Here is a 15,791-nt window from a genome sequence, read left to right on the forward strand (position 1 = left end):
GCATCGCCCAGCGCGATGCCGGCCTGCCACAGCGTCACACAGGCCCAGTAGCGCGCGCTGGTGGTGGCGTCAGCGCGGCCGGTCAAGGGCTCGGCCAGTGCCTGCGCGTCGCGCCACAGGCGCTGCGCCTGCACCCAGTCGGCCAGCGCGTCGTCGCGCCGCTTGGCCTTGAGATGCTGCGCCGCGCGCACCTGAAGCAGATAGGCCAGGTGGGCGGCGTTGTAGTGGTCTTCCTTCAGGACGAAGCCGCGCTCGAAGGCGGACAGGGCCTCGGCCAGGTCGGCCGGGTCGCGGCCGCGGTCCCAGCGTCGCTGGTGGATMGCGGCCCACAAGGTCAGCGTTTCGGCGTCAWGGGTGGTGGCTGGCGACAGCGTGGCGAGCAGCTCGCGGGTCGCGTCCAGCGCCGTGGCCTCGTTCGGTCGCCGATGGCGGTAGGTGGCCAACGCCAACTGCTGCGTCGCGTGCGAATCGCTGGGGCTGAAGCGGCGTACTTCTTCCCAAGCCTTGACGGCGGCGCCGTAGTCTTCGACTGCCATCGCCCGCTGCGCGCGGTCGAGCCAGTCGCGGGCGGTGGGTGGCGGCTTCGGTGGGCGAGCGGCGCGGGCCGCCGGCGTGCCGCGGTCGGTCAACGTCTCTTCGGTCGCCCGCGCCGGCGGCGCGACCGCCGGCGCGGTGACGGGCGGCAGCACGGGCAGGTGTGGCGGCTTCAGCTGCGGCAGCATCGAGTAGACCGGACTGTCGGTGCGCGCCTCGGCCATGATGACCTTGATGCTGGCGGCCAGCTCGCGCTCGAAGCGCCGCGCTTCCTTCGCGCCCAGGTCCGGCCCGAGGTGCTCGTAGCGCCGGATCACGATGTGGTTGACGTCGAAMGGGCTCTTGAACTTCGATTCGGCGACGACGATCGTCGTGCGTGGCCGCAGCGCATAGCGCACGCCCAACTCGAAGGCGGCGTTCACGTTGTTCGTCGACAGGTCGGCGATCACCAGGTCGGCGTTCAGCAGCTGCTCGTACATCGGGATGTCGATGGTGCCGGCGTGCACGATCTCATCCGCGCGCTGGCAGCGCAAGCCGGCGCGTTGCACGGCCGCCTTGATCACTTCGTATGAGGCGTCGAGGTCGAGCACGCGGCCGTCGGTGTAGTCGGTCTTCGTGCCGAAGCCCTGGACGACGAAGCACAGGGGTTTGTCCTTGGTGTTCTTCAAGCGGGGAATCGGGTCGCGAAAGGTCGCCGATTCTGGCCCCGGATCGCACCCACCTCAGGCTCAAGTAAACCCGCGCCAGTGCGCGGGCTGCACGACCTGCTTGGCGTAGGTGCTGCCGACCTGCTGGATCAGCGGGATGTGGGCGATCGAGTCCATCACCTGCACCACCTTCGGATCGACGTCGGTCAGACCCAGCGCATCGAGCCCGGTGCGGCTGACCTCGGGGTCGTAGCGCACGTAGCTGAACAGCTTCGGGCAGGTCGAGTTGGCGGCAGTGCCAGTCTGGCTGACCAGGTCGCCGACCTCGTGGTCGAGCTCGCCACCGTGGCGGCAGTCGCCGAGCACGCGGCAGGCCATGTCCCAGCCGGCGCTGGCGGCGTTCATCAGCGCGCTGGGGATGTTCTTCGCATGGTCGAGCAGCCACAGGTCATCGGCTTGCAGATCGGGCCGTGCCTTGGCCGCGCCGCCGGTGCCGACCGAGACGATCAGCAACTCGTCGGGGCCGGTCTTCCAGTTCACGCCGAAGGGCCGCGCAGTGACCATCTGGAAGGCCAGGAAGGCCGGGTTGTTGTAGGTCGTGACACCGCCGTCGACGAAGACGAACTGGTGCTCCTTGTCGCTGCCCTGGCCGAGCGTGACGACCTCGGGCGGAAAGAAGGTCGGCGCCGCGGTGCTGGCGCGCACCAGCTGCCACAGCGGCAGGTGCAGGTTGCAGTCGGGCCGCGCGGGCTGGTTGTACTTGGCGCGCGGGTGGTTGCTGACCGGCCACGGCGAATCGGTCGAGTGGTTGCGCAGCACCATCATCAGCAGCGTGCGCAGGCCGGGGTCACCGAGTGTCGCGGGGCTGGCATCGTCCGGATAGCCGAGCGCGTGGTTCAGCTCGGCCTTCAGCTTGGCCGCCAACGGCTCGTCCTCGTAGCTGTACTTCAGCCGGTTCAGGATGCTGGCCTTGTGGAACATGTCCTGGCCGCTGTCGACATAGAAGCTGCGGATCTGCGCCATGCTCATGCCGGCCGAGATGCAGGCCGCGACGATCGCGCCGGTCGAGGTGCCGCAGCAGAAGTCGAACCAGTCGGCCAGCACCAGCTGCGGCTGGCCGGTCTGCACACGCAGCTCGGCCTCCATCCGGGCCAGGATCTCGACGCTGATCAGACCCAGGATGCCGCCGCCATCGCAGGCGAGGATCTTCTTCGGGCCGGAGACGTCCAGGCGTTGCAGCAGGACGTTGCTCATGTCAGTCTCCTTGGATTGTCAGGTGCTGCCGATCAGCAGGCCAGCGCCGCATCAGGCACAGGCCGGCAGGCTGCGCCGGGGTCACGCACATGTCGGCAGGCTGCGCCCGGGTCATGTACAGGTTGGCAGGCTGCGCCCGCCAGGGGCACACAGCGCCTTGTCAAACCAGATCTCGAAGGTATCGGTGTCCGGCTGCGCGCGGCGCAACACGGCCAGCTCGGCCGGCGCGCCGACGGCCTGTTCGAACGCCCGTTGGCACCAGCGCGCGAGGTCGGGGTCGCTTGCGCCTTGGGCGCGCAAGCTGGGCTTCGCGGGCGCACGCGCCTCGCCGGTCAGCTCGATGCCCGGTGTCACGTAGCCGGCCGCGGCCAAACGCTGCGCCAGCGCTTGCGCGATCGGGCGCTGGCTCTCGCGCGCGATCTGCAGGTAGGCGACCGGGCGGCGCTGCGCGTTGCGCTCCAGCGCACTGGCCAGGCGTGAGGAGGCTTCGGCGGTGGCCRGTGCCAGCGGCGACGCTGCCAGCTCGTCGAGCAGGCCTTGCAGCGACGCCTGAACCTCGCGCAGCGACGACGGGCTGGCGCGTTCGAGCAGCGCCAGCGTCGCGCCCAGGCCCTGGCGCGTGGCCTCGGCCTGCGGTGCGCTGCGCAGTGCTCGGCGTGCCTGCGCGATGGCCGACGGCAGCGCTTCGGCGGCACTGGCCGGGTCCAACGTCAACGAGGTGCTGGCCGCGAGGCGGCTGTCGCGGTCGGCGCTGAACAAGGCTTCGCTGTGGCTGCGGGCAGCTTGCGCGACTGCCGCCGGCGCCGGCACGCGCTGGCGCGGTGTGGCGCTTGCCGCGGTCGGCGGCACCGAAGGCCRCGCTGGCTCGACATCCCGGTCCGGCACGCCGGCGCCGCTGCCCGCTCGGCCGGGGGCTGTGCCGCCGGCGCCGGCCGGCGGTCGCGGGGGCAATGTGTCGTCGATGCGCACCGGCGGTGGGCCGGGGTCGGTGCCTGCGTTACCACCGGCCTCGGCCACCTGCACCGACCGGGTCACCGCAGTGGCTGTGTCGGTCTGGCTCAGCAAGGCGAGCTGGCCGCGCGCAATCACCCGCTGCGCGCCGTCCAGGCGTTCAGGAGAGTTCAGCGCCTGTTGGAAGTGCTGGCGCGCATCGGCCCGCAAGGCTTCGAGCAACTCGCCGCTGGGCGGCGGGCTGCCGCGCAGCATCAGCTGGGCATACAGGTGGGCGAGAAAGTAATGCGCGGTGGCCAGGCCGCCGTCCAGCTCGATCGCGCTGGCGTATTCGCTTTGCGCACTCTCCAGCCGCGGCGGGTTGGCGAAATGGTCTTCCAGCGCCTGGCCGAGGTGGGCCAGCGCTTCGGCGCGGTTCAAGCGTTGCCAGCCCACGAGGCCCAGCCCGACCGCGCCGGTGGCCCCGGCGACGCCCAAGCCCAGGACCAGGCGGCGCCGGCGTCGGCGATGGCTCAGCGTGTCTTCACTCGCCAATTGCGCCAGCGTGGCGAGGCGGGCTGCTTCATCGGCGCGGGCGTCGCGCGGGCCGGCTTTCTCAAGCCGTTGGCGCACCTGGTTGATCAGCGCCAGGCAGGCTTCGTCGGTGGGGTCGCCGTCCCAGTCCAGCAGGTCCAGCGTGTGCAGCGTGCCAAAGCCCAGCGGCAGCTCGACCGGGCTGATGCGCACCGGCACGAGCTTCTGCAGATCACGCGCACGGCTCGACTCGTCGCGCACGAAGTCCGACAGCACCGATGCGGCCGACCACAGCACCACCGCCACCGGCGCGGCCCGCAGGTTGCGCTCGATCTCGGCCGCGAAGTCGCCACCGCCGGTCAGTTCACGGTCCCACCAGACGTCGATGCCACGCCGTTGCAGCGCCTGGGCCAGGGCCAGTGCGGTGTCACGGTCTTCGCGGGCATAACTGATGAACAGGTCGGGCATCGCGGCGCGGTGTTGTCGAACGCGCCAGCATCGCCGCAAAGTGGTCCCACCGCAAGGCGGGGTCCGCCCCAGAGCAAGGGGGATGGCATCCCCAGGGGTGGGGAAGGGCAAGGAACGAAGGGCGGCGTCAGGCCGGCAATTCGACGTCGGCCGGCAGTGCGCGCAGCAGCTCGAAGGCGCCGTTCTCGCCCAAGGGCGCGGCGTAGAGGTAGCCTTGGCCGCGACGGCAGCCGAGCTGGTGCAGCGCCTGCGCCTGCGCCGCGGTCTCGATGCCCTCGGCGATGACGTCGGCGCCGATGGCTGCCCCGATCGCGACGATCGCGCGCGCGATCGCATCACCGCGTGCGGCGCCCGTCTCAAGGGATGAAGGGCCGCTCCCAAGTCCCTTGACCCCCTCGGGGGGCGGGTTGGGCGCCAGACCAGCCCTCGGGGCGCCAAGATTGCGCACGAACGCGCGGTCGATCTTCAGCGTCGTGATCGGGAAGCTGTCGAGGTAGGCGAGCGACGAGTAGCCGGTGCCGAAGTCGTCGATCGCCAGGCCGAAGCCGGCCGCGCGCAGGCGGCCCAATCGGCCCAGCATCAGCTCGGTCCGGTCGACCAGCAGCGACTCGGTCAACTCGAGTTCGACCGCACCGGCCGGCAGCCCACTGGCCACCAGCACGTCGATCAGGCGGTCGATCACCTCGTCGCTGGCCAGTTGGCGCGCCGACAGGTTGACGCTCATCTGCAGCTGCGGGTGAATCTTGCGCCACTGGACCAGGCGGCTGCAGGCCTCCTGCAGCACCCACTCGCCGATCGATTCGATCGCCCCGCTCGCCTCGGCCAGCGGGATGAACTCGACCGGGCTGATCAAGCCCAGCGAAGCATGGCGCCAGCGCAGCAGGGCTTCGAAGCCGAACACCACCGGCGCATTGCCGTCTTCGTGATCGGCCGAAGGCATCAGCACCTGCGGTTGGTAGACCAGGTTCAGCTCGTTGCGCTCAAGCGCTTCGTCCAGCGCCTGCTCCAGCTGCTGGCGCCGGCTCGGTGGTTCCGACCCGCCGGCGTGGTAAAGCCAGTAGCGGTTCTTGCCGCGCTCCTTGGCGCGGTACATCGCGCTGTCGGCATGCCGCATCATGCTGTCGCGGTCGTCGGCATCGTCGGGGAACAGGCAGGCGCCGATGCTGGCCGAGACCTGCGCGCTGCGCTGGTCGGACAAGCGGTACGGCGCCGCCAACACCTCGACCAGCTTGGCCGCGACCTTCTCGACCTGGCCGATGGCGCTGTCGTCGTCGATGATGACCGCGAACTCGTCGCCGCCCAGGCGGCAGACACCGTCGCTGCGGCGCAGCGTCTCCGTCAGCCGGCGGCCGACTTCGCGCAGCAGCTCGTCGCCGCGGTCATGGCCGAGGGTGTCGTTGACCTGCTTGAAGCCATCCAGGTCGATGTAGATCAGCGCACAGCGGCCCTGTTCGCGGCCGGCGCGGGCAACGGCCGAGTCGATGCGTTCGAGAAAGTAGTGCCGGTTGTGCAGCCCCGTCACCGGGTCGAAGTAGGCCAGGTCGTTCAGCCGCACCTCGGCCTGGCGGCGCTGGTGCAGCTCGTGGTTGAGCCGCTCGTCGCGCTGCTGCAGCTGGCTCATCATCTGGTTGAAGCCACTGGCCAGCGCGTCCACCTCGCGGCTGCCGCTGGCCGTGGCGCGCAGGCGGAAGTCCTGCTCGTGGCTGACGCGTTCGGTCAGCTCGACCAGCCGTGTCAGCGGCTCGGCCACACGGGCAGCCACGCGGCGCCACAACGGGATCGACAGAACGAACGCCAGCGCGGCCAAGGCCAGGCTGACGACGATCGTGCCGGCCAATGCGCGGTAGGTAGAGCTCAGGCCCACCTCCATCGCCACCGTGCCGACGACCTTGCCGTGCAGCAGGATCGGCCGGTACAGCGCGGCGCCGCACCAGCGCAGGTCCCACGAGCGGCCACTGCCTTCGGGTCGCAGCACATGGCACTCGGCCGCAGCGTTCTCGGCGGTGTAGCGGCCCAGCGGGCGGCCGTCGGGCATGAAGATGCGGGCTTGCTGCACGTCGGGCGAGGCGGCCAGCGAGGCCAGGATCTCATTCGCCTCTTCGTCGTTGCCGAAGGTCACTGCGGCCGCGCTGTTGCTGCCGATGATCTCGGCCTCGGTCGTCATGCTGGCTTCGAGCGCCTGGCGCCGGTTGGCGGCCTCGTGCAGCATCATGCCGAGGGCAAAGCCGGCCAACACCAGCGCCGTCAAGGCCAGGCCCAGCGTCGTGATCTGACGCTGGATCGACCGTTGGCGGAGTTGGGTAAAGCGGGGTCTGCGCATGGAGAACGTTTACATCTGCGGACGTCAGAGCGCACCGGCTACGTAGCTGGCCAGCTTCAGCATGCGAGCGCTGAAGTTCAGGTTCGCGCGCCGCGCCACCTTCAGGTTCACTTCGAAGCCCAACCGCGCCTCACGCTTGTGGATCTCGATCATGACGCCCTTGTCGGCCAGGCCGTCGCCGTCGGTGATGGTCAGCACCGGGGTGCCGGCCAGGCGGCCCAGCACCTCGTCGACCTGCGAGCGCTGGCTGTCGTCGACATACAGCGCATGGCAGCCGGCGAAGGACTCACGCGGCGCGACGTGGCGCAGGCTGATGTGAAGGCCACTCAACACTGGCTTGCCTTCGAGCTTGGCCAGTTGTTCGTCCAGCGGCGTGGTGCCGAGCACGCACAGTTGGAAGGGCTCGTCCGGCGGCACCGGCCACTGGGTGAACTGGATGAAGTTGAACAGGTAGGCGGCCTTCAGCGCACGCTCGTCGACCTGGGCAGACGCGGGCGTGGCCAGGCCGGCCATCAGTGCAGCCAACAGCGGCGCGGCGGACCAGCGCGCCCAGCGAGTTGTCTGGCGGGACCGGCGGGTCATTGGAACGTGCCCGTCAATTCGATCCAGGCCGAGCGGCGGCGTTGGCCGGTCGGTGGCTCGTTGAAGTACTGGTCGAGCGCTTCTTCGCGCTGGTTCGTCACGTTGCGCCAGCCGATGCGCAGGTCCAGCCCGCCGATGAACTTCTGCGACACCAGCGTCAGGTCGACCAACTCGTGCGGCGGCATCGCCTGCCCTCGGAAGTCGTCGAAGTTGCCGGTGCGGCGGTACGCCAGGCTCAGGCGCAATGTTTCACCGACCAGCGGCGCCGACGCCTGGACCTTGCTGACCGTGCGCGGCGAGTAGCCCAGCTGCGGGCCGGTGTTGGCCTTGGCGTGCTGCCAGGCCTGGCTGCCGCGCAGGCGAAAGCCTCGCCACTGCCATTCGGCTTCGAGCTCTGCGCCGCGGCCGTCGATGTGGGTGATGCCCTCATCCGGTTGGTACAGGTGGGTGATGCGGTAGCGGTACAGGCTGCCGAGCAGGCGCAGGCTGTCGCGCCGGTACTCGGTGACGAATTCGTTGGTCGTCACGCGTTCGTCGGACACGTCGTTGCCGAGGCCGAAGTTGCGCTCGGAGGTCGACGCGAAACGGGTTGCCCGACCCTGCGACAGCTTCAGCTGCCATTGCGGAGCCGGCTGCCAGACCAGCGCGGCGCGCGGGCTCCAGGCCACGTCGGAGTAGGTTCGCTTGTCGACACGCAGGCCGCCGGTCACGCGCCACTCGGGGCTGAGCGTGATCTCGTCTTCGCCCGAAAAACCGACGCTGCGGCGACGGTCGTCGTAGACGTAGGACTTGCCGTCGTAGTCCAGGTAGTCCGAGCGCAGCAGCGGGTCGCGCCTCACACGCGCACCAAGCACGATGCGGTGGCCCTCAAGGCCATCGAAGCTGAACTGGCCGTCGGTCGACCACCAGGTGCCGCTGTTCGCGTCACGCGCATAGCCGTACTGGGTGTCTTCATCGCTGGTGCGGTAGGCATAGCGCCCGCCGTTCAGCCGCAGCGAGGTGCGCCAGTGCGGGGCCGGCTCGAAGTCGTAGCCCAGCGAAACCAGCTCGTTGCGGTCGAGGTAGCTGTAGTACCAGGCAGGCCGCCGATCGGTGAAGACGCGGCGCTGCGCGCCCATGGCCTCGACACTGAAGCCGTTGTACGAGCCCTTGAAGAAGATTCGATGGTCGTGCGCGGTGTCGATCTGGTGGTCGAACAGGTCACCGACTTCGGCTGACGGGATGCCGGTGTTCGCATGCGTGGTGGCCGACAGCAGCCACTCGGCACCGTTGGGCAGCCGCTGGCCGCCGCTGATGCGCACCATGCGCTCGTTCCAGTCGCCCATCGAAGCACTGACTTGCAGGCCGCCGATGTCGCGGCCCCGTTTGGTGACGACGTTGATGACGCCCAGGAACGCGTTGTTGCCGTACATCGCGGTGCCGCCGCCGGGGGCGTACTCGATGCGGTCTATCAGCGCCACGTCGATCAGCGCATCGTGGCCCAGGTAGGGCTGGTCGTACAGGTTGTCGACCGCCGGAATGCCGTCGATCAGCAGCAGCACCCGGCCGGCGAAGCTCAACGGGCCGCCGATGCCGCGTGCGCCGAGGAACACGTAGTCGAGCGAATGCGCCACATGCAGTCCGCGCATTTGGTCCAGCACCTCGCCCAGCGTGCGCAGGCCGAGGATGCGGATGTCTTCGGAGGTCAGCACCGAGACCGCCGATGCCGCGTCGGTGACCTGGCGGGCGAAGCGCGCAGCGCTGACGACCTCGGTCTCGAGCAGGCTTTCGAGCGGCAGTTCGGTCAGCTCTTCGGCCCGTGAAGCCGTGGCTGCGCCAAGCCAGCACGCGAGGGCCAGAGCAAGGGTGAGGGGGCGGCGGGTGATGGCGGCGGCGACGTGGAGGGGCATGTAACAGCCAAAAGCGGGCACGCACGGGCCAAAGCCCATGCAGGTCGACGGATTGTCGCCAGCCTTATCGACCGCATTCGTCAGAACTGAGGGCTGCCTCCACGCCTGATCGCCCCCGCTGTGACAGCGATCACGTGCGCCCTGTGGGGATATCCAGTGTCCCGGACGCTCCAGGAGAAAAAAGACCGCGCCAGGTGGTTCCCCCACCCCGGCGCGGTCGTGCACAAACCCGCCGCAAGGGCCGGCGGGCGAGGAGTCTGTTTTCAGACCAGGTTCAGCGGACCCGGCCTTCCTTCCAGGCTTGCAGCAGGCGCACGTAGTCGATGGTTTCACCCTTCGGCTTTTCGTTGGCCAGCTTCTTCCACGGCGCGGCGTTGTCCGACAACCACTTGTCCGGCGAGCTCTTCGGGTTCAGCTTCGGCGCGCAGGTCGCCATGCCGGCGCGCTCGAGTCGCGCCATCACGTCGTCCATTTCCTTGGCCAGGTTGTCCATCGCGCCCTGCGGGGTCTTCTCGCCGGTGACCGCTTGCGCCACGTTCTTCCACCACAGCTGGGCCAGCTTCGGGTAGTCGGGCACGTTGGTGCCGGTCGGCGTCCAGGCCACACGCGCCGGGCTGCGATAGAACTCGATCAGGCCACCGTACTTGGCCGCGTTCTGCGTGAAGTAGTCGCTGCGGATGTCGGAGTCACGGATGAAGGTCAGGCCGACGATCGACTTCTTCAGCGACGTGGTCTTGGCGGTGATGAACTGCGCGTAGAGCCAGGCGGCGGCGGTGCGGTTCGCGTCGCCGTCCTTGAAGAAGGTCCAGGAGCCCACGTCCTGGTAGCCGTTCTGCATGCCCTGCTTCCAGTACGGGCCGTTCGGGCCGGGCGCCATGCGCCACTTCGGCGTGCCGTCGGCATTGACCACCGGCAGGCCCGGCTTGGTCATGTCGGCGGTGAAGGCGGTGTACCAGAAGATCTGCTGTGCGATCTGGCCCTGCGCCGGCACCGGGCCGGCTTCGCCGAAGGTCATGCCGGTGGCTTCCTTCGGTGCGTACTTCTTCATCCAGTCGACGTACTTGGTCAGTGCGTAGACGGCGGCCGGCGAATTGGTTGCGCCACCACGCTCGACCGAAGCGCCGACAGGCGAGCACTTCTTGTCGTCGACGCGGATGCCCCATTCGTCGACAGGCACGCCGTTCGGGATGCCCTTGTCGGCGGTACCGGCCATCGACAGCCAGGCGTCGGTGAAGCGCCAGCCCAGCGACGGGTCCTTCTTGCCGTAGTCCATGTGGCCATAGATCGGCTTGCCGTCGAGCGTCTTCACCTCGGTGCTGAAGAACTCGGCGATGTCCTCATAGGCCGACCAGTTCAGCGGCACGCCCAGGTCGTAGCCGTACTTGGTGCGGAACTGGCGCTGCAGGTCTTTGCGCGCGAACAGGTCGGCGCGGAACCAGTACAGGTTGGCGAACTGCTGGTCGGGCAGCTGGTAGAGCTTGCCGTCCGGCGCGGTCGTGAAGCTGGTGCCGATGAAGTCCTTCAGGTCCAGATCAGGGTTGGTGAACTCCTTGCCTGCGCCGGCCATGTAGTCGGTCAGGTTCATGATCTTGCCGTAGCGCCAGTGCGTGCCGATCAGGTCGGAGTCGCTGATCCAGCCGTCGTAGATCGACTTGCCCGACTGCATCGAGGTCTGCAGCTTCTCGACCACGTCACCCTCTTGGATGATGTCGTGCTTGACGGTGATGCCGGTGATTTCAGCGAACGCCTTGGCCAGCGTCTTCGATTCGTATTCGTGGGTGGTGATGGTCTCGGAGACGACCGAGATTTCCTTCACGCCCTTGGCCTTGAGCTTGGCCGCGGCGTCGATGAACCATTTCATCTCGGCCGTCTGCTGATCCTTGCTCAGCGTCGAAGGTTGGAACTCGTTGTCGATCCACTTCTTGGCTGCGGCTTCATCGGCCCAGGCTTGACCACCGAGCGCGCAGGTCGCCGCCAGGGCGAGTGCGGTATAGCGCACCTTCATTTGCTGTCTCCTCATTCACTGCTGCTTCCCCGTGTGCGGTTGGGTTACCACGGCCCCGGGGAAGCACCGGGCCGGATCCCGAGAACTGTGGGCGTCAGCCTTTGCGCATGATCAGCGCCAGCACACCCATCGAGATGACGAAGCTGATCCAGATGCTGGGCTCGCTCTCGAGTGAAAACCATTCGGCGAACTTGCCGGCCAGGCCAATGAAAGCCAGGTTGACATAGGCCGCGCTCAGCAGGCCGATGAACAACCGGTCGCCGCGCGTCGTCGAGATCGGCAACCAGCCCTTGCGCATCGTCGTCGGCGACTTGATCTCCCACACCGTCATGCCGGCGAGCGTCAGCACGATGCAGGTGAAGAACACGGCCACGGGGGTGGTCCAGACCATCCAGTCAAACATTCCAATGCTCCTTGTTGTCGCCACTCAGCCGGCGCCGGGCCGCCCCAAGGCGGCTGAGCGCCCCCGCGGGGGGCGGATGCGGTACACCGCAGCCGGGGGCTGACATCACACTCGGCCCATCGCGAAACCCTTCGCGATGTAGTGCCGCACGAACCAGATCACGATCGCGCCCGGCACGATGGTCAGCGTGCCGGCCGCGGCCAGCACCGCCCAATCCATGCCCGATGCGCTGACCGTGCGCGTCATCGTCGCGACGATCGGCTTGGCGTTGACGCTGGTCAGCGTGCGCGCCAGCAGCAGCTCGACCCAGCTGAACATGAAGCAGAAGAAGGCTGCGACACCGACCCCTGCCTTGATCAGCGGCAGGAAGATCGTCAGGAAGAAGCGCGGGAAGGTGTAGCCGTCGATGTACGCCGTCTCGTCGATCTCGCGCGGGATGCCGCTCATGAAGCCTTCGAGGATCCACACCGCCAGCGGCACGTTGAACAGCAGGTGCGCCAGTGCGACGGCGATGTGTGTGTCCATCATCCCCATCGTCGAGTACAGCTGGAAGAACGGCAGCAGGAACACGGCCGGCGGCGTCATGCGGTTGGTCAGCAGCCAGAAGAACACATGCTTGTCGCCGAGGAACGAGTAGCGGCTGAACGCATAGGCGGCCGGCAGCGCGACGGTGATCGAGATCACCGTGTTGATCGCGACATAGATCAGGCTGTTGATGTAGCCCGAGTACCAGCTCTCGTCGGTGAAGATGGTCTTGTAGTTGGCCCAGGTGAAGTGCTGCGGGAACAACGAGAAGCTCGACAGGATCTCCTCGTTGGTCTTGAAGCTCATGTTGACCATCCAGTAGATGGGCAACAGCGCGAAGGCGATGTACAGCAGCAGCAAAACGCTGCGTTTCTGGAATTTGCCGTCGTTCATTCAGCAACCCCTTCCTTGTCGGCCGTGCCGACGCGCTGCATCCAGTTGTAGAGCACGAAGCAGAACAGCAAGATGATCAGGAAGTAGATCAGCGAGAACGCTGCCGCGGGCCCGAGGTCGAACTGGCCGACCGCCTTTTGCGTCAGGTACTGGCTGAGGAACGTGGTCGCATTGCCGGGGCCACCGCCGGTCAGCACGAAGGGCTCGGTGTAGATCATGAAAGAGTCCATGAAGCGCAGCAGCACCGCGATCATCAGCACGCCGCGCATCTTGGGCAGCTGGATGTAGCGGAAGACGGCGAGCTTGCTCGCGCCGTCGATGCGCGCCGCCTGGTAGTACGCATCGGGAATGGAGCGCAAGCCTGCATAACAAAGCAGCGCGACCAGCGGCGTCCAGTGCCAGACGTCCATCAGCAGCACCGTCAGCCAGGCCTGCGTCGCGTTGCCGGTGTAGCTGTATTCGATGCCGAGCTTCTCCAGCGTCGCGCCCATCAGGCCGATGTCGGCGCGACCGAAGATCTGCCAGATCGTGCCGACCACGTTCCATGGGATCAGCAGCGACAACGCGATGATCACGAGCGTCGCCGAGGACTTCCAGCCTTGGGCCGGCATCGCCAGCGCCAGGCCGATGCCCAGCGGGATCTCGACTGCGAGCACCGCGAGCGAGAAGCGCAGCTGGTTCCACAGCGCGGCATGCAGATCCTCGTCACGCATCACCGAGGCAAACCATTCGGTGCCGACGAACACGCGCCGCTCGGGCGAGATGATGTCCTGCACCGAGTAGTTCACCACCGTCATCAGCGGCACGATGGCCGAGAAGGCTACGCAGATGAACACCGGCAGGATCAGGAACCAGGCCTTCTGGTTGACAGGCTTGTTCATTGGACCCCCTTGACGCTATGCGTCGTCCCCCCGAGGGGGAGCGAGCGCCTTTGGATCGGCCATGCAGCGCTCATGCCACCAGCTCCTCATTCTTGTAGAAACAGGTGTGCTCACCCAGCACCTGCAGCCGCACCGCATCGCCCGGTGCGGGCACCACGGCGTCGGGGGCCAGGCGCACTTTCATCACATGCTCGCCGGCGCGGCAGTTGACCAGGATGTAGGTGCCGATGTCCTGCACCTGCGTCACCGTGGCCGGCAGCGCGTTCGGGTCGTCGGCCGCTGCGATCGCCAGGTACTCGGGCCGGATGCCCAGCTTCAGATCGCCCATTGGCAAGGTGCGGGTGGCCGCTGGCAGCGCCTGGTCGCCGATGCGCAGGCCGCTGGCCCCCATCTGCACCGGCAGGAAGTTCATGCCCGGCGAGCCGATGAAGTGGCCGACGAAGGTGTGCGCCGGCCGCTCGAACAAGGCCTCGGCCGGGCCGACCTGCACGGCCTTGCCGCGTGTCATGACCACGACCTGCTCGGCGAAGGTCAGTGCCTCGACCTGGTCGTGCGTGACATAGATCAGCGTCAGCTTCAGCTCGTGGTGGATCTGCTTGAGCTTGCGCCGCAGTTGCCACTTCAGGTGCGGGTCGATCACGGTCAGCGGCTCGTCAAACAGCACCGCCGAGACGTCCGGCCGCACGAGGCCGCGGCCGAGCGAGATCTTCTGCTTCTGGTCGGCCGCCAGGCCCGCGGCGCGCAGGTTCAGCTGGTGGCTCATCTCCAGCATCTCGGCGATCTGGCCGACACGCTGCTTGATCTGCGCTTCGGGCACCTTGCGGTTCTTCAGCGGAAAGGCCAGGTTCTCGGCCACCGTCATCGTGTCGTAGATGACCGGGAACTGGAACACCTGCGCGATGTTGCGCGCCTGCGGTGTCGCGCGGGTCACGTCCTTGCCGTCGAACTTCACCGTGCCGTGTGACGGCACCAGCAAGCCCGACATGATGTTGAGCATCGTGGTCTTGCCGCAGCCCGACGGGCCCAGCAGCGCATAGGCGCCGCCGTCGACAAAACTCATCTTCAGCGGCAGCAGTGCGTAGTCGCCGTCTTCTTTCGGGTTCGGCTTGTACGAGTGCGCGAGGTCGAGGTCGATGCGGGCCATCAGCGGGCTCCTCCGGTGCGCGTAGGCGCGACGAGCAAGCGGCCGCCTTGGTCGAAGACATAGACCTGCGTCGGGTTCAGGTGCAGCGTGATCGCAGCGCCAAGGTCGAAGTCATGCACACCGGTCAGCTGCGCGACGAGTTCACCGACCGCCGTCGAGACGTGGACGAAGGTGTCGGAGCCTGAGATCTCGGCCAGCTCGACCTTGCCCGGCAGCGAGACGTCGCCCGGCCGTGCATACACGCGCAGCGCACTGGCGCGCACGCCCAGGGTCAGGGCGCGCGACGCCGCTGCGGGCAACGGGATCTGCAAAGCCGGCCCGGCGTTCATCTGCACGCCAACGCTCATCGCTTCGCCGCCGATCAGGTTCATCGGTGGGTCGCTGAAGGCACGCGCCACGCGGATCGATGCCGGCGCATGGAAGACCTCGGCCGTTGGCCCGTACTGCAGCAACTCACCGGCGTCGAGCACCGCGGTGTAGCCGCCCAGCAGCAGCGCCTCGGCSGGCTCGGTGGTGGCGTAGACGACCGTCGAGTCGCCGCTGGCGAACAGCTGGGTCAGCTCTTCGCGCAGCTCCTCGCGCAGCTTGTAGTCCAGGTTGACCAGCGGCTCGTCGAGCAGCATCAAGGGTGCGTTTTTTGCCAATGCGCGCGCAAGTGCGACGCGCTGCTGCTGCCCGCCCGACAAGGCCGCCGGCAACCGGTCGAGGAACATCTCGATGTGCAGCTTGCTGGCGAGTTCACGCACCCGGTCGGCCACGCCCTTCTCGCCGCGCAGTTTCAGCGGCGAGGCGATGTTGTCGGCCACGCTCATCGATGGGTAGTTGATGAACTGCTGGTAGACCATCGCGACGTTGCGCTCGCGCACCGGCACGCCGGTCACGTCCTTTCCGTCGACGCTGACGCGCCCGGCGCTCGGCGTGTCCAGCCCGGCCATGATGCGCATCAGGCTGGTCTTGCCGGCCTGCGTCGCGCCCAGCAGCACGGTCACAGCGCCCGGGTGCGGCGCGATGCTCATGTCGTGTAGCCAGGTTTCGGCCCCGACCTTCTTGCTGATGCCCTCCAGCGTCAGCTGCATGGGGTGTCCTTCATCTCAGTCGTCTGATCCACAAACGTTGGTGTCACGGGGTGTTCGGTCGCGGCGCGGTCCATCCAAGCGCCGACGCTGGCACGCTCGGCCGGCGTGTAGTGCAGGCCCAGCTTGCTGCGCCGCCACAGCACGTCGTCGCCAGTGCAGGCCCACTCGGTCTGGCGCAGGAAATTCAGCTCGGCTTCATACAGGCC

The 15,791-nt window shown here is 67.7% G+C and carries 12 protein-coding genes and 1 pseudogene; all 13 read right to left on the bottom strand.

The annotated features are described in order from the left end of the window. The coding region (locus AC1DYI_RS12275) for a tetratricopeptide repeat-containing protein (RefSeq protein WP_477204394.1) at nucleotides 1-1,202 on the bottom strand (1,202 nt) is incomplete at its 3' end. Nucleotides 1,203-1,262: 60 nt separating this feature from the next. Beyond that, a complete protein-coding gene (locus AC1DYI_RS12280; protein WP_477204395.1) occupies nucleotides 1,263-2,435 on the bottom strand; it encodes a patatin-like phospholipase family protein in 1,173 nt (390 codons plus the stop codon). A 111-nt stretch (nucleotides 2,436-2,546) separates the two neighbouring features. Next, a complete protein-coding gene (locus AC1DYI_RS12285; RefSeq protein ID WP_477204396.1) occupies nucleotides 2,547-4,367 on the bottom strand; it encodes a TIR domain-containing protein in 1,821 nt (606 codons plus the stop codon). Nucleotides 4,368-4,494: 127 nt separating this feature from the next. Next, a complete protein-coding gene (locus AC1DYI_RS12290; protein ID WP_477204397.1) occupies nucleotides 4,495-6,687 on the bottom strand; it encodes a putative bifunctional diguanylate cyclase/phosphodiesterase in 2,193 nt (730 codons plus the stop codon). A 24-nt stretch (nucleotides 6,688-6,711) separates the two neighbouring features. Then, the gene (locus AC1DYI_RS12295) at nucleotides 6,712-7,269 is read right to left on the bottom strand and encodes a YfiR family protein (protein WP_477204398.1); all 558 of its coding nucleotides are present in this window, start codon (nucleotides 7,267-7,269) and stop codon (nucleotides 6,712-6,714) included. After that, nucleotides 7,266-9,158, bottom strand: coding sequence for a TonB-dependent receptor plug domain-containing protein (locus AC1DYI_RS12300; RefSeq protein WP_477204399.1), 1,893 nt, complete (start codon nucleotides 9,156-9,158; stop codon nucleotides 7,266-7,268). The genes AC1DYI_RS12295 and AC1DYI_RS12300 overlap by 4 nt, the downstream gene beginning before the upstream one ends. 274 nt (nucleotides 9,159-9,432) lie before the next feature. After that, on the bottom strand, nucleotides 9,433-11,163 hold the full coding sequence (locus AC1DYI_RS12305; RefSeq protein ID WP_477204400.1) for an ABC transporter substrate-binding protein: 1,731 nt from the start codon (nucleotides 11,161-11,163) through the stop codon (nucleotides 9,433-9,435). A gap of 94 nt (nucleotides 11,164-11,257) precedes the next feature. Further along, the gene (locus AC1DYI_RS12310) at nucleotides 11,258-11,566 is read right to left on the bottom strand and encodes a DUF2160 domain-containing protein (protein WP_477204401.1); all 309 of its coding nucleotides are present in this window, start codon (nucleotides 11,564-11,566) and stop codon (nucleotides 11,258-11,260) included. A 105-nt stretch (nucleotides 11,567-11,671) separates the two neighbouring features. After that, the gene (locus AC1DYI_RS12315; RefSeq protein ID WP_477204402.1) at nucleotides 11,672-12,484 is read right to left on the bottom strand and encodes a carbohydrate ABC transporter permease; all 813 of its coding nucleotides are present in this window, start codon (nucleotides 12,482-12,484) and stop codon (nucleotides 11,672-11,674) included. Continuing rightward, entirely contained in the window at nucleotides 12,481-13,365 is an 885-nt protein-coding gene (locus tag AC1DYI_RS12320) for a carbohydrate ABC transporter permease (RefSeq protein ID WP_477204403.1), read from the bottom strand. Before AC1DYI_RS12320 ends, AC1DYI_RS12315 begins: the two co-directional genes overlap by 4 nt. 70 nt (nucleotides 13,366-13,435) lie before the next feature. After that, a complete protein-coding gene (locus AC1DYI_RS12325) occupies nucleotides 13,436-14,509 on the bottom strand; it encodes an ABC transporter ATP-binding protein (RefSeq protein WP_477204404.1) in 1,074 nt (357 codons plus the stop codon). After that, nucleotides 14,509-15,585, bottom strand: a complete 1,077-nt coding sequence (locus AC1DYI_RS12330; protein WP_477204405.1) for an ABC transporter ATP-binding protein — start codon at nucleotides 15,583-15,585, stop codon at nucleotides 14,509-14,511. The genes AC1DYI_RS12325 and AC1DYI_RS12330 overlap by 1 nt, the downstream gene beginning before the upstream one ends. Continuing rightward, nucleotides 15,576-15,791: pseudogene (locus tag AC1DYI_RS12335) on the bottom strand (hypothetical protein); the annotation flags it as partial. The gene AC1DYI_RS12330 and the pseudogene AC1DYI_RS12335, both read right to left, overlap by 10 nt.

The organism is Ideonella sp. P3_A4 (assembly GCF_056403075.1).

Coding starts and splice junctions, on each gene's coding strand:
- AC1DYI_RS12295 (WP_477204398.1), bottom strand. CDS start 7,269: ATGACCCGCCGGTCCCGCCAGACAACTCGCTGGGCGCGCTGGTCCGCC.
- AC1DYI_RS12305 (WP_477204400.1), bottom strand. CDS start 11,163: ATGAAGGTGCGCTATACCGCACTCGCCCTGGCGGCGACCTGCGCGCTC.
- AC1DYI_RS12300 (WP_477204399.1), bottom strand. CDS start 9,158: ATGCCCCTCCACGTCGCCGCCGCCATCACCCGCCGCCCCCTCACCCTT.
- AC1DYI_RS12310 (WP_477204401.1), bottom strand. CDS start 11,566: ATGTTTGACTGGATGGTCTGGACCACCCCCGTGGCCGTGTTCTTCACC.
- AC1DYI_RS12280 (WP_477204395.1), bottom strand. CDS start 2,435: ATGAGCAACGTCCTGCTGCAACGCCTGGACGTCTCCGGCCCGAAGAAG.
- AC1DYI_RS12315 (WP_477204402.1), bottom strand. CDS start 12,484: ATGAACGACGGCAAATTCCAGAAACGCAGCGTTTTGCTGCTGCTGTAC.
- AC1DYI_RS12290 (WP_477204397.1), bottom strand. CDS start 6,687: ATGCGCAGACCCCGCTTTACCCAACTCCGCCAACGGTCGATCCAGCGT.
- AC1DYI_RS12325 (WP_477204404.1), bottom strand. CDS start 14,509: ATGGCCCGCATCGACCTCGACCTCGCGCACTCGTACAAGCCGAACCCG.
- AC1DYI_RS12320 (WP_477204403.1), bottom strand. CDS start 13,365: ATGAACAAGCCTGTCAACCAGAAGGCCTGGTTCCTGATCCTGCCGGTG.